This window comes from Rhodococcus yunnanensis NBRC 103083, assembly GCF_001895005.1.
GTDB classification, from domain to species: Bacteria; Actinomycetota; Actinomycetes; order Mycobacteriales; family Mycobacteriaceae; genus Rhodococcoides; species Rhodococcoides yunnanense.
The window spans coordinates 50,547-63,201 of the sequence record NZ_BCXH01000025.1; the positions used below are offsets into that span (position 1 = coordinate 50,547).

Genomic DNA, 12,655 nt, shown 5'->3' on the forward strand with positions numbered 1-12,655 from the left:
GCTGCCTGTACCGACACTCGCCGATGCGAAATCTCATCGGTCACCGTTGGCCGACGCCTGTCAGGTCCCCAGTTCGCCCGAAATGTCCGCTGCTGCCAGCATCGACACCAGCAGCGGCACGACCTTCTTCGCCGCAATTCGATACTCACCCCGAGCATGTTGTTCGACGACGTTCGCCGAACCGAGCGCTTTCAGGTGGTGATAGACCTGACCGGTCGACCCGAGACCGACCGCCTCCTGCAGATCCGACGCATGGGCAGGTCCACGCAACAGGATTCGAACGATCTGCAATCGAACCGGATGCCCGAGAGCGGCCAACACCTCGGACGTCCGCCCGACCGTCAGCTCGAGAATCGCGTCGGGGGAGTATCCGATCGACCAGTCGACGTCGCCGTGAAGATGCACCGCGCCTCGGTAGGCGATCTCTCCGCCCGACGAGGGCGTCGTCGGGTCGGCTTGATCTCGCCGCTCCAACTCGGCCACCCGAGCCTCCAGCTCGGCCAACCGCGACTCGACGTCCTCACTCACACGACGCAGGCTATCCGGTCGAGGGCTTCCGACGAGTTCAGGGCGTCGACGATGAGGCCCTGCTGCGCGGCGATCCCGTTCAGCGCCGCCTCGTACCGATCGGCCGGCAGCTGATCGGTGAGCCACACCGCCGTCGCGACGGTCCCGTCGTCGCGCCGCAGTTCGAATGCCTGGGCAACAACACCCGGTAGATTCCCGCCCTTGAAGCCGAGTCCGAGCGCACCCGTCGGCGCAGGCTGATATTCGAGCTGACGCAGCACGACGTCGGTGCCAGGGCCGTAGCTGCCGTCGGCGAAGGAACGATAGAGCGTGGACAGCTGAGCCGCCGAACCCCGAGTGAAGGCATTCTGGACGCGCTCGACCTGCTCGTCGTACGTCGGTATCTGTATGGAAGCGCTCACACTCTCGCGAAAGGGCTGATCGAACGCCCAGCGATTCGCCGTCGCCCAACGATCGCCGATCCCGAGTTGCGGATCGAACAGGGCAAGCACGTCGCCGACCAGCGTCGGCGCATCGAATCCGTCCCACCCTCCCGCGGCGGCCGCGTCGATGAGGGCGTCGTCACCGAGGCGGAACCGCAGGTAGTCCGGAACGGAATTGTCGCTTTCCTGCATCATCGCGGTCACCATGTCGTCGAGTCGAACGGTGCCGCTCGGGTCCGCGGCGCCGATGCCGTCGTTCGAAATCCCGAGGCGCTGCAACGCAGCTGGGTGCGCACCGCCGTCGGTGCCGGGGACGTACCAGCGTTCCCAGTCCAGCAGCGGGATCTGCTCGTCGGGATCCAGAGCTCCAGCGTCGACCGCCCGCGCGTAGGCCCCGAGATGCACCACCTTCACTGCCGACGCCAACACCTGCCCGTCGTCGGCGCGATGTTCGACGGTTTCGCCTCTCCCGTCGTCGACGAGCAGGCTCACGGTGTCGGGCTGCTGGTCGATCAGACCGAGCCACCCGTCGTCGCTCCCCAGGTCGGTCGAGGTGACAGGGAGGCAGTTGTCGGGTTCTTCGGCTTCGGTCGTCGTACATCCGGGTACGACGAACAACGTCGCACACGCCGCCGAGATCGTCATGACACGTCGCATTTCTCTCCTTGTCTGATATTCCGTAATTACGGAATATCGTAAGAAAAGTCGGTCACGGACACAATGGGAACATACGTTCGATTTCATGTTAGTCTGATTCGGCCGTCCGAGAGCGACCACTCGCGGACGGTCCAAACATAGTTCGACTGCTGAAACAGTCTGCGCGACAGGCGGTATCGAGCATGGCGGCGTCCGGCGAAGAAAACCCTGGCGAGGATGATTCGCGCAGGGCCGATGCCTCCGCAACGCTCCATCGATTGGGCGATCGATGGGCCGAGAGCGCGCCGAAGAGGTGCGCTCGCAGTCATGCCCTCGGCCCGCGAACCGTGCTGGTCGGGTCGAGGGCATGCTCCTGCGGACGTGGTCACCACCGCACGCATCAGTGCAGGGTGTGCGGCGACGTCACGTTCACTCCGCCGCTCGGCGCTCGCTGCTCCGACGCGAGCTTCGATTCACGGGGCTCCGACTCGAGCCGCTGACTCGGGCCGCTGACTCGGGCCGCTGACTCGAGCCTCTGACCTGGGCCGCTGACGGCACCGGTGCGCACTGGTACAGAATCGGACACATGGAGAGCAGACACACCGTCAGTCGTGACCCGGCCGATGCCGGCGCCGACTTCGATCGGCTTCGGAACGATTTCACGCGCTTCATGATGAGTTACAAGTTCGGTATCGACGAGCTCATGACCAAGATCAACATCTTGAAGGAAGAGTTCACGCACATCCACCGGTACAGCCCGATCGAGCATGTGGGTTCGCGGCTGAAGACACCGGAGAGCATCGTCGCGAAGGCGCGGCGGAAAGAATGCCCGCTCACCTTGGACGACATCCGCACCAACATCGTCGACATCGCAGGCATCCGCATCACCTGCAGCTTCATCTCCGACACGTACCGCATCGCCGACATGCTCTCGGGTCAGACCGACGTGAAGGTACTCGAAGTCAAGGACTACATCGCCGAGCCGAAACCCAACGGCTACAAGAGCCTTCACCTGATCGTCGAGATCCCGGTCTTCATGAGCGATCGCGTCCAGCCCGTTCCCGTCGAGTTGCAGATACGCACGATCGCCATGGATTTCTGGGCCAGCCTCGAGCACAAGATCTTCTACAAGTACGGCGGCACAATCCCAGCGCCGCTGTTGGACGAGCTCAAAGATGCAGCCGACAGCGCCAACCGCCTCGATGTGACGATGGAACGCCTGCACGACGAGGTCGCGGAAATCAAGAGCGGTCGGGACGCCTCGGCGGAATCCATCCACCTCGACTCGATGCCCCCGCTCGCGCTGCCGAGAGAGCTCCTGATGTCGATCCTCGAGGCCGGCAACATCGCTAGACCTCTATAGCGGTTTCTAGAGCTGAGGCTAGATCTTCGTAGAAAGCCCTACGTTCGAGATCAAGCTCAGTGCATCGAACGGCGCGTAGCCCTTCATGTCGTTGTCGAAGTACGCGAAGACGTCGAGCTTCGCATCGGTCCACGCCGAGATGCGTTGCGCCCACTTCGCCACGGCTTCGTCGTCGTAGCCGCTCGCGTAGAGCTCCTTGTCGCCGTGCAGTCGGACATACATGAAATTCGACGTCGGCGTGTCGATGAACGGATATCGACCAGCCGTATCCGCGACGACGAATGCCACGTCGTGGGCTCGGAGTAGTTCGACGGCTTCGTCGCACGCGAAGCTTGCATGACGGGCCTCCAGTGCGTGTCGAATCGGGGTGTCCTCGTCGATGTCGAGCGCGACCCGATCGTCACCGAGCTTGTCGTCGCGTCGACCGGCCAACTCGACCGCTTCCGACGTCGACCGCGGAAGCAGATCGAAGAAGTCGGCGAGCTTGGCCGCGTCGAATTGCAGGTTCGGCGGCAACTGCCAGAGAATCGGACCGAGTTTCGGCCCGAGACCCAGCACACCCGCCGCGAAGAAATTCGCCAGCGCAGTCTCCACCCCCACGAGCCTTTTCAGGTGCGTGATGTACCGGCCGCCCTTGACCGAGAAAACGAAGTTCTCCGGAGTCTCGTTCCGCCACTTCACGAAGCTCGACGGCTTCTGCATCGCGTAGAAGGTCCCGTTGATCTCGATGGAGGACAACCGTTCCGACGCGTACTCCAACTCCCGCCGATGCGGCAGACCCTTCGGATAGAACTCCCCACGCCACGGCGCATACGTCCAGCCGGAGATGCCTATCCGAACCTCGGGTGCTCGCCTGCGCACTGCCATGACGAGATCCTATGCGCAGACTTCACCCGGCCCGGTCGTTCCGCACATGCATCACACCGGAAGGGAGGTCTTGCCGGTCTCGCGGATGGTGAGAACGGTCGCGACACCGATCGCGCAGACACCCATCACCCAGTAGGCAGGCGACATACTGTTGCCGGTCGACTCGACGAGTTGCGCGGCGACATAGGGAGCCGTGCCACCTGCTGCGATGGTGCCGATGTTGAAGCCAAGAGATACACCCGTATACCGAACCGAACGCGGGAACAGCTCGGTGAACAGCGGGAACGCGGGCACCTGGACCACTCCGTTGAGCACCATGTAGACGAAGTACACGGCGCCGACCACGACGATGCTCCCCGTCGAGCCCAGAATCATGAACGCCGGCAACGCGATCACGATGTAGGCGAGGTATCCGCCGAGAAGAATCGGTTTCCGACCGAATCTGTCGGTGAGCATCCCGCTCAACGGGAAGGTCGCACAGGCCAATGCGATGCTGACGGCCGAAGTCCAGTAGACGGCGTCCTTCGAGAATCCGAGATCCTTGATCAGATAGACGCTGAAGTACGTCAGACCGATGTACCCCGACCCGTTCATCGCGATGGCGATTCCGATGACTCGAAGTACCGACAGTGGGTTCTTCTTCACCACGTCCGACAGTGGACTTTTGACGACTTGATTCTTCTCGGCCATCTCCTCGAACTCCGGACTGTCCTCCAACTTCAACCGCACGCGCAGACACACCACAGCCAGCGGCAGGGCCAACAGGAAGGGTATGCGCCATCCCCACGACGACATCTGTTCGTCGGTTGTTCCGAGCGCGACGAGACCGACAACCGCTGCGGCGACGGCGAATCCGAGCGTCGACCCGATCGGGGTGAACGACCCGAAGAATCCCCGACGGTTCGGCGGCGCCGATTCGGCGATGTACGTTGCGGCTCCTCCGATTTCTCCGCCCGCCGAGAATCCCTGTGCGAGTCGGATGATCACCAGCAGAATCGGAGCAAGAAAGCCGACGGAAGAGTGTGTCGGCAGCAGTCCGAGTACTCCACACGCAATGCCCATGCAGACCACGGTGATGACGAGCGCAGACCGCCTACCACGTCGGTCACCGAGTCGTCCGAAGAAGATGCCGCCGAGCGGCCGCGCGACGTAGGCGACACCGAACACGGCCAACGTCGCCAGAATCGACACGCCGGGACTCGTCGACGGAAAGAACAACGGCGCGATGACGACGGCGAGGAATCCGTATACCGCGAAGTCGTAGTACTCGATCAATGTGCCGACGCCACCGGCAATCGCGGCCCGTCGTGCGGTGGTCGAGCCGGTCGTGGACGCCGGGTCAGCGGTGCCGGACCTTGCAGGGGGATGTTCCACGTTGGTCATTGTGCTTGTCCTTGCTGTACGAGTGAATGTTCGGCAATCAGAAGTTCGTAGGATCCGCCGGCTTCGATGACCTTGACGGTTCGTGCATTGGGGGGACTCCCCACCATCTCGGTGCCATCCGCGGTGCTCAGTGTCGCCGTTCGCCAGTCGAGCGTCACCGAATCACCTGTCGCCACGGCCGTCGACACACCCGGAATGGTAATGAGCGGAACACCGTTGAACGTCTCTCCGCGCCAGAACCCGGGTGAGAACGATTCCGCCACGATCGCCGAGATGCCTGCGTTGCGCAGCGCGACCATCGGTGGGTAGTGGGGATGTCCGTATCCGAAGTTTCGTCCGCCGACGATGATGTCACCCTTCCGAACTCGGTCCGCGAAACCCGGATCGTATGCCGACATGCACACGGACCGCAGATGGACCGGGTCGTACGACTTGATGTTCGACACTCCCACGACGAGATCGATGTCGAAGTCGTCGCCGAAGATCCAGGCGACTCGTCCGTCGATGACGTCCGGAGGTGGTGGATATGTGCTCGTCACGCCGACTCCTCCACGCGCTCGTCGCCCCATGGACTCCACTCCTGAACGGTGCCTGCCACGGCGCTCGCTGCAACGGTGAACGGCGAACCCATGTAGATGTTGGCGTCCGAGCTACCCATCCTGCCCGAAATGTTCAGCACACCAGTGGAAATACAGTTCTCACCGGCCTGCAGGGGTTTCTGGTAACCGAAGCAGAAGTCGCAGCTCGACACCGCGATGTGGGCCCCGGCGGCGCGCAACACATCGAGAATGCCTTCTCTCTCCGCTTGTTCGTGCACCTTCTGCGACGTCGGCACCACGTTCAGTTCGACGCCGGGTGCGACGGACCTGCCATCGAGAACCAGGGCAGCAGCACGAAGGTCCTCGATCCGGCCACTCGCGCAGGATCCGATGAACGCCTTCGTGATCGGCGTCCCGCTGAGCTCGCCTGCAGTCTTCGTGTTGGCAGCGCGCGCCGAGCCAGGTTGGACGACACGAGGCACGACAGATCCGAGATCGATCGTATGCCGGGCGGCGTATGTTGCATCGGCATCGGGGTAGACGGGCTCGAACTCTCTCCGGGCCACGGCTTCGGCGTATTCGAGCGACGTCTCGTCCGGCTCGAACACCGCCGACACTGCACCGGTGAACATCGCCATTCCGCACAGTCCCTGCCGATGATCGATCTTCATCGCTCGCGCCCCAGGGCCGCCGAATTCCATCACCTGATGGGCACATCCGTCGGCGCCCACGAGATCGATGATGGTGTGGACCAGATCGCGGCTGTCCACTCCCGGTCCGAACTCTCCGACGAGATCGAAACGCGTCGTCGCCGGGATGTCGAGGTACACCTTGCCGGTCACCCACGCCTCGATGAGGTCACGGCGGATACCCCAACCGAGAGCGCCGAATGCGCCGACACCACTGATGTGACCGTCGAAGTGGACGAGGAAGTCACCCGGAATCGCCAGCCCCAGTTCGGCGGTCAGCTGATGACCGATTCCCACACCCTCGTGCAGTTCGATGCCGAAGAACTCGCACCAGTCGCGGGTGACCTTGTGAACCTCGGCCTCGGTGTCGTTGTTCTTCGTCAACATGTGGTCGATGAACACGACATACCGGCTCGGATCCGTCAGCTCGGTCATTCCGAAATCGTCACGCATCTGCCGGAACATGACGTCGGTGTACCCCGGGAAGTCGTAGGCGATCATGCGGGCGGGGCTGACCGCCCGATTCTCGCCCGCGCGGACCGATTCTCCGCCGCATGCCCGCCCGAGGATCTTCTCGGTCATCGTCGATCCCACTGCGCCGGTCACCGGTTCGCCTCGGCTGGAAGGTACTTACGCTGCATCGCCTCGACCTCGGGGAACCCGATGAGGTCGACGAACTCGTGATGGGACAGCGCATCGGCGCTGACGGATGCAGGTGGTTCGCCTCCGGCGAGTCGTCTCAGCGCCTCGCGTGCCGCACCCGTCGCGGCCATCAGCACCTGAGTCGGCAACAGCGCCAGGCGAACTCCGATGCGATCCAATACTTCCGGCGTGAAGTCGCGCTCGGTCCACGTGGAGGCCGTCAACGTCGCCATCAGTGGGACACCGACCTCCCTGTGGCACCGTTCCCATTCCTCGATCGTCTCGAAGGTCTTGGTGACCGGCATGATCATGTCGGCACCGGCCTCGACGTACGCCTGGGCGCGACGGATGGCGTCGTCGCCGCGAGAATCGGTGCGCGCGATGAGAAGTACGTCGTCGGGAATCGAATCCCGTACCGCTCGAATCTTTCCTGTCGCCACCGGGACGTCGACCAGATCGACCGGCTCGCCCACACAGATCGGACAGGATTTCGGCGAGACCTGGTCTTCCATGAACATTCCTTGGACGCCTGCATCCACGAACCTCGACGCGGTCCGCGCGGCATTGACGGCATTGCCGTACCCCGTGTCGATGTCCGCCACCAGAGGAAGCGTCGAAGATTCACCGATCGTGCGCACCGCCTGCAGGTTCTCCGTCATCGTGTACAGCTCGGCGTCGGGTAGGCCGAGCGCTGCGGACACGGCGAATCCCGACGCGCACAGTGCATCGAAGCCTGCCTGCTCTGCAAGGCGAGCCGTCAGCCCGTCCCACACTCCGGGTGCATACACGAGTCCACGACTCGTCATTTCCTTGAGGTTCGAAGGGAGGGTCGAGGGGAGGGTCGAGTGCGTCATGTGTACCTTCCGTTTCGTATTGCGGAATGCATTCCGTATTTCGCTGACCTGAAGGTAGAGTGGCGGGCGTCACATGTCAAGCAGCCTCGAGCGCGAGGGCTGTTCGTATGATGACGAGACCGATCACGCGTCGAGACCGAAAGTGAGTACCTGTGGCTGCGCCCATCGAGTCCGAAACCCAGGCGGGCCGCGACATCGTCGGGGCCGTCCTGAAGGCCTGTGGATTGCTCGAACATTTCGACGCCTCCCATCCCACGTGGACCCTCAACGAACTCACGACGGCCAGCGGCATGAACAAGACGACGGTGCATCGACTCATGACGACTCTCATACACGCGGGGTGGATAGACCGCACGACAGAAGGCGCCTACCGCGTCGCGATGCCGGTGTTCGAGATCGGCTCGGCCGCGTTGGTACAGCTGGACATCCGCACTGCTGCACGGCCGTTCATGGTCGACCTCGCGAAGACCTTCGGGGACACGGCATATCTGATGGTGCCGGCCGAGGAAGGCGCAGTCTGCATCGACCGCCTCGAGGGAAGCAATCCGCTCGTCGTCGCCGGGATCAACATCGGGTCGGTGATGCCCTACCACGCCGCGGCCGGTCCGATCGTGATGCTCGCATTCTCGGAAGCACTGCGAGAGAGATGGTTTCGACGGGAACTTCAGCGGTTCACCGAACGAACACGCACCGACCCCACAGCTCTGGTCGATCATCTGAACACCGTGAAGTCGGCGGGCTACTCGGTGAGCGACTCGGACTATCTGGAGGGGGTTGCCGCCGTGGCGGCACCGATCCTCGGCCGCGACGGAACCGCAGTTGCATCGATCAGCATCGGGGGCCGCGTCGAGGCCTTCGAAGGGAATGCTCTCGACGAGAAGATTCAGAGGGTGCGCGACGCCGCCGCACGTTTGACCAGGGTCGCAGAAGCTCTACCTGCACCTACGTGAGCCTTGCTCCTCGACGGCGTTATAACCCGCTGCTCTATCGGTAGCCTGGACAGAGTGAAAGCCGCGCCGACGATCGGGTCCATCCTGCTTGCCTGTGTTCTCGTCGGCGCGGATGCGGTCGCCGACCCGTCGTCGTCGCGTGTTCAGGTGAGCGCCGCTGCCGTGCCTGCCCTCGGACTCACGGCGAACCCGGCACCGGTCGCGGCCGAGATGGTCGCGGGTGTGAGCTCGGGCGTGCAGGTGGGTGCAGACATATCGGTCGGCGCTGAGATGTCGGAGTCGGAATCGCGCACCTCCGCATGGAACGAGTTTCCATACCTTCGGTACACCGCGATGTTTGCCCCCGACGTGGCTGTCGCCGAACTGTCCTGGCAGGGAACTTCGGTGAACACCAACGATCTTGCGATGCACGTCCGCGACACGGGTAGCGACTCCTGGGGTCCAGCAGTCGCAACGGCCCGTCCCGAATCGCCCGGGGGATCGATCGACCTGACGACGACCGTCCGAAACATCAGCGGCGCAGTGGAAGTGATGATCATCGATTCACCCCGCGTCGATCGCTCTTTCGCCGAGGACAACGCCGAGCCCGACGGGGCGTTCGCCGAGCCGGGCTCGTACGACTTCGCACTGCAGCACATCACCGACACTCAATACATCTCGCGCGACGACCCGACGGTGTACGACGACATGACGCAGTGGACCGTCGACAACGCCGAGTCGTACGACATCGACTACAGCATGCATACCGGCGACATCATTCAGAGCTGGATCAGCCCGGGGCGACCGGACACGCAGTCCCGCAGCGAGTTCGAGGCCGCCGGTGAGGCGATGAAGCTTCTGGAGGACGCGGGGATTCCGCACGGGGTTCTACCGGGCAACCACGACAACCTCTGGAACGTCGCGGGCAAACTGGTGCCGGGCATGCACGAAGAGAACCACGCGCTGTACAACGAATACTTCGGGCCACAGAGATACCGCGATCAGCCGTGGTGGGGAGACTCTTTCACGTCCGAGGACAACTCGGCGCACTACGATCTCGTCGACATCGCCGGCGCGAAATTCCTGATGCTCTACATCGGGTACAACCCACCCGAGAAGGTCATGAAGTGGGCCGAGCAGGTGCTCGACGACCATCCGGATCGCAACGTCGTCATCGGAACGCACTACTACCTCGACGAGGGCGGCGAGAAGAAGCTGATGGCGTTCGGGGACATCGGTGCCAGCTCCGGCCAACAGATCTGGAATCGACTTGTGGTGCCGCATGATTCGGTGTTTCTCGTGCTGTCCGGCCACGTCGACGGACAAGCCACCGTCGTCGATTGGCAGATCGGTGACACCGACCGAACCGTCGTACAGCTCCTCGCCGACTATCAGTACTTCGAGGTGGAAGGGGAGCGTACCGCCGGTTTCCAGCGCCTGCTGCAGTTCGACATCGACGGCGAAACACTTGCCGTCACGACACATTCGCCTGCTCTCGACAGGTTCGACGTCGAAAGTTTCGACCCTCGTCGTCGATTCGAGCCTGCGGACGGCGAATTCGTCGCCGACTTCACGCTGCGCGCGGATGTACCTCGCGCCGTCAGCGCCCGATAGCCGCCCAGGTCTCGCGCTGAACCTCCCGCCCCAACAGGTTGGTCTGCGTCACCACCACCTCGGTCGCTCCGGCGTCGAGATACCGCTGTATGCCGGCCTGGACCTCGGCAGCTGACCCGACCAGAGCCAGTTCCGACGCACGCTCCAGCCCTTCGGCGGCGATCACGCGCTGGTAGGACGGTATGCCGTCGTACAGAGACATGGCACCCTCGGCTGATGCACGCCCGGCGTCGACGTCGTCGGTGACGAGCGCGGCAACGAAGGCGATGACCCGTACCGGCGGCCGCCCTGCATCGGCTGAAGCCTTGTTCACCTGGGGAACAATGCTGTCCTCCAGGACCCGAGGGCCCGCCAGGAACGGCAGGATGCCGTCGGCGAGCTCACCGCTCGCTCGCAATGCGCGAGGTCCCATTGCCGCGACGAGGAGAGGCAGATCGGTGCCCGCACCGGCTACTGCCGTCGAATAGATGGGGGCTGCGGTCAACAGCTCGCCGTGATGATCGGCAGTTCCTGTTTCGACGAGCGACCGAGCGACGGTCAAGAACTCTCGGACGAGTTCGACGGGCTTGGAGTAGGGAAGCCCGAAGGCGACCTCGACCAGATGCGGCGCACCGAGCGCCAGTCCGAGCTGGAATCTGCCGTGCGTGGCGGCCTGAACCGTCTGCGCCTGCGACACCACCAGCAACGGATGACGGGCGAAGATGGGCACGGCCGATGTCCCCACCTTCAACTCCGGCACTTCTCGCCCGACGATTCCCGCGAGTGTGATTGCGTCGTAGTCGAATCGTTGACCGAACCATACCGACGTGATTCCGGCGGAGGACGCCTCTTTCGCCTGCTCGACGACCTCCTCCACCGCGTTTCCTTCGTTCACCGTCGTCAGCGCAACACCGATAGTCATGGCACCTTCAACCACGCTCGGTGCGGGCCGATTCCTCGAACGACACTTAGGATCTCGCTGATTTCAACACTGGACCTCGGCCGGGGATATAGCTTCGAGGGGTGCCTACCGCGGAAGACCTCCTCGCTGCCGTTCAAGGTTCGCCCGACGCCGTCGCCGTACACGACCGAGCGGCATGGGTGAATCTGTATGCGCGAGCGGGGGTCGTCAACGATCCTGTCGGTTCTCGCCCACACCGGGGCCGCGATGCCATCGAACGGTTCTACGACACGTTCATCGCACCGAACACGATCAACTTCCACGTCGAGAACGACATCGTTGCCGGAATGACGGTCGTGCGTGACCTGTCGCTGGAGACCATCATGTCCACCGGCGCAACGGTCGACGTGCCGATGCATCTACGTTACGACCTCGTCGACGAGGACGGCGCGCTGAAGATCGCCCGCCTTGCCGCGCACTGGGAACTCGGCCCGATGATAGGACAGCTGTTGCGCACGGGCACAAAGGGATTGGCGGCGTCGATGAAACTGACGCCTCAGCTCGTCGCGCACCAGGGACTGTCAGGGATTGTCGGATTCATGGGCGGATTGCGAGGCGTCGGACGCAAGGGCAAACACCTCGCTGCGGACGCACTTGCCGCCGCTTCCCGCGGCGACGGGCCGGCGGTCCACGAGCCACTGCGCGGCGCGACCTTCCGCAAGTTCATCGTCGCAGGGCGAACCGTCAGTGCCACAACCGAGTTCATCTCCGGCGGCGGAGTGGTCTTCGTCGAGTTCAAGGCCGATTCTCTGGACATCGACTCCATCACGACCTTCGACAACCGACACGACAGCTGATTCGTCGAGTAGTGAATCTCGACTGTTCGAGATTCAATCGAACTAGTGTTCGACAAGCGGCAGTTCGTGGGTTAGACTTTGTGCATGCTTTCGGGGGATAGCGTTGCAGGGGAGAATGATCCGGTGCTGAGCGAGTCGGCACCGGATGGGCCGGTGCTGGCTGGGTCCGATGGGTCGGTGTCGGATGATGCGGCATCTGAAGCTGCGCCTGGTGATGCTGGGCCTGATGCGGCTGCGTCTGGTGATGCTGGGCGTGGTGATGCTGTGTCTGATGATGCGGCACCTGGTGATTCTGGTTCGGGGCCTGATGATTCGGGGTCGGGTGAGTCCGAGTCGGATGAGCCTGAGTCGTATGTGGACAAGTTGGGTTTGAGGGTGCGTGATCATGCGGTGTTGCCGATTGTGGATATGGATGTGTTGGGGGCGGTGTGTGGGATCGAGGAGCAGGTGGC

Annotated in this window: 12 protein-coding genes and 1 pseudogene; 5 read left to right on the forward strand and 8 right to left on the reverse strand. The window is 63.1% G+C overall.

What is annotated here, in order from left to right:
- Positions 1–60 precede the first annotated feature (60 nt).
- Both RY1_RS27155 and RY1_RS27160 read right to left on the reverse strand, forming a co-directional pair.
- Complete coding sequence (locus tag RY1_RS27155) at positions 61–528, reverse strand: ArsR/SmtB family transcription factor (protein ID WP_072807149.1); 468 nt, start codon at positions 526–528, stop codon at positions 61–63.
- Positions 525–1,607, reverse strand: a complete 1,083-nt coding sequence (locus RY1_RS27160) for a serine hydrolase (RefSeq protein WP_072807150.1) — start codon at positions 1,605–1,607, stop codon at positions 525–527. The genes RY1_RS27155 and RY1_RS27160 overlap by 4 nt, the downstream gene beginning before the upstream one ends.
- A 565-nt stretch (positions 1,608–2,172) precedes the next feature.
- On the opposite strand from RY1_RS27160, the gene RY1_RS27175 reads away from it, so the two are divergent.
- On the forward strand, positions 2,173–2,949 hold the full coding sequence (locus RY1_RS27175; RefSeq protein WP_072807153.1) for a GTP pyrophosphokinase: 777 nt from the start codon (positions 2,173–2,175) through the stop codon (positions 2,947–2,949).
- Between the two features lie 18 nt (positions 2,950–2,967).
- On the opposite strand, the gene RY1_RS27180 is transcribed toward RY1_RS27175, so the two are convergent.
- Genes RY1_RS27180 through RY1_RS27200 form a run of 5 tightly spaced genes read right to left on the reverse strand, consistent with a single transcriptional unit; the run spans position 2,968 to position 7,875 of the window.
- Entirely contained in the window at positions 2,968–3,816 is an 849-nt protein-coding gene (locus tag RY1_RS27180; RefSeq protein WP_072807154.1) for a DUF72 domain-containing protein, read from the reverse strand.
- A 51-nt stretch (positions 3,817–3,867) separates the two neighbouring features.
- Positions 3,868–5,199 carry an MFS transporter gene (locus RY1_RS27185; RefSeq protein WP_072807155.1) on the reverse strand — a complete coding sequence of 444 codons (1,332 nt, stop codon included), beginning with the start codon at positions 5,197–5,199 and terminating at the stop codon, positions 3,868–3,870.
- A complete protein-coding gene (locus tag RY1_RS27190) occupies positions 5,196–5,738 on the reverse strand; it encodes a 3-isopropylmalate dehydratase small subunit (protein WP_245819980.1) in 543 nt (180 codons plus the stop codon). The genes RY1_RS27185 and RY1_RS27190 overlap by 4 nt, the downstream gene beginning before the upstream one ends.
- On the reverse strand, positions 5,735–7,009 hold the full coding sequence (locus tag RY1_RS27195) for a 3-isopropylmalate dehydratase large subunit (protein WP_072807157.1): 1,275 nt from the start codon (positions 7,007–7,009) through the stop codon (positions 5,735–5,737). Before RY1_RS27195 ends, RY1_RS27190 begins: the two co-directional genes overlap by 4 nt.
- A gap of 20 nt (positions 7,010–7,029) precedes the next feature.
- Positions 7,030–7,875 carry an isocitrate lyase/PEP mutase family protein gene (locus tag RY1_RS27200; protein ID WP_245819981.1) on the reverse strand — a complete coding sequence of 282 codons (846 nt, stop codon included), beginning with the start codon at positions 7,873–7,875 and terminating at the stop codon, positions 7,030–7,032.
- A 200-nt stretch (positions 7,876–8,075) separates the two neighbouring features.
- Between RY1_RS27200 and RY1_RS27205 the strand changes: the two genes are divergently transcribed.
- Entirely contained in the window at positions 8,076–8,873 is a 798-nt protein-coding gene (locus RY1_RS27205; RefSeq protein WP_072807159.1) for an IclR family transcriptional regulator, read from the forward strand.
- Between the two features lie 54 nt (positions 8,874–8,927).
- Positions 8,928–10,466 (forward strand): metallophosphoesterase, encoded by a 1,539-nt coding sequence (locus tag RY1_RS27210; protein ID WP_072807160.1) that lies wholly within the window; start codon positions 8,928–8,930, stop codon positions 10,464–10,466.
- On the opposite strand, the gene RY1_RS27215 is transcribed toward RY1_RS27210, so the two are convergent.
- Positions 10,453–11,367, reverse strand: coding sequence for a TIGR03564 family F420-dependent LLM class oxidoreductase (locus RY1_RS27215; protein ID WP_072807161.1), 915 nt, complete (start codon positions 11,365–11,367; stop codon positions 10,453–10,455). The genes RY1_RS27210 and RY1_RS27215 overlap by 14 nt on opposite strands.
- Positions 11,368–11,468: 101 nt before the next feature.
- Here RY1_RS27215 and RY1_RS27220 point away from each other — a divergent pair, with 101 nt between their 5' ends.
- Entirely contained in the window at positions 11,469–12,203 is a 735-nt protein-coding gene (locus RY1_RS27220; RefSeq protein ID WP_072807162.1) for a nuclear transport factor 2 family protein, read from the forward strand.
- A gap of 84 nt (positions 12,204–12,287) precedes the next feature.
- Positions 12,288–12,655: pseudogene (locus RY1_RS30385) on the forward strand (hypothetical protein); the annotation flags it as partial.

Bases quoted from the DNA above. Each gene is read 5' to 3' on its own strand.
- RY1_RS27185 (WP_072807155.1), bottom strand. From the start codon at position 5,199: ATGACCAACGTGGAACATCCCCCTGCAAGGTCCGGCACCGCTGACCCG.
- RY1_RS27180 (WP_072807154.1), bottom strand. From the start codon at position 3,816: ATGGCAGTGCGCAGGCGAGCACCCGAGGTTCGGATAGGCATCTCCGGC.
- RY1_RS27200 (WP_245819981.1), bottom strand. From the start codon at position 7,875: ATGACGAGTCGTGGACTCGTGTATGCACCCGGAGTGTGGGACGGGCTG.
- RY1_RS27175 (WP_072807153.1), top strand. From the start codon at position 2,173: ATGGAGAGCAGACACACCGTCAGTCGTGACCCGGCCGATGCCGGCGCC.
- RY1_RS27215 (WP_072807161.1), bottom strand. From the start codon at position 11,367: ATGACTATCGGTGTTGCGCTGACGACGGTGAACGAAGGAAACGCGGTG.
- RY1_RS27160 (WP_072807150.1), bottom strand. From the start codon at position 1,607: ATGCGACGTGTCATGACGATCTCGGCGGCGTGTGCGACGTTGTTCGTC.
- RY1_RS27195 (WP_072807157.1), bottom strand. From the start codon at position 7,009: ATGACCGAGAAGATCCTCGGGCGGGCATGCGGCGGAGAATCGGTCCGC.